This is a genomic window from Pedobacter sp. 01N416, from assembly GCF_056399685.1.
The window spans coordinates 1-566 of the sequence record NZ_JBFTRT010001050.1; the positions used below are offsets into that span (position 1 = coordinate 1).

Annotated in this window: 1 pseudogene; it reads left to right on the forward strand. The window is 39.9% G+C overall.

The window, feature by feature from the left end:
- Nucleotides 1-9: 9 nt before the first annotated feature.
- Nucleotides 10-456, forward strand: a pseudogene (locus tag AC1DND_RS29175) (glycoside hydrolase domain-containing protein); the annotation flags it as partial.
- Nucleotides 457-566: the final 110 nt, after the last annotated feature.

Sequence of the window (566 nt, forward strand, 5' to 3'; positions counted from 1 at the left end):
AAGGTATAAGGTATTATTGGCGGATATGTACATGGTAACGAACCTGCACACCATATCGCTTACCTTTACAACTGGACCGATCAGCCATGGAAAACGCAGGCGCAGATCCGTCACATCTTAAACATGCAGTACAAACCTACAGCCGATGGTTTGGGTGGAAATGATGATTGCGGGCAGATGAGCGCCTGGTATATGTTCTCTTCGTTAGGTTTTTATCCGGTAGCACCAGGTTCTGATGTATATTCATTAGGCAGTCCATTGGTTAACAACGCAGTAATTAATTTAGAAAACGGTAAAACATTTACTGTTGAGGCCATTAAACAAAGCGATAAAAATGTTTATGTAGAAAAAGTTTTATTGAACGGCAAAGAAATTACCGATCATAAAATTAAACATGCCGATATCACCAACGGCGGAAAGCTTACTTTTTACATGAGCGCAAAACCTAAGAAATAATTTTTCTCATCCCTGTACAAATTGAACCGTTGACTTTAATTAGTCGACGGTTTTTTTGTTTACCCTTCAAATGTCGTCATTTCGAGCGGAGTGCAACGTAGTCGAGAACC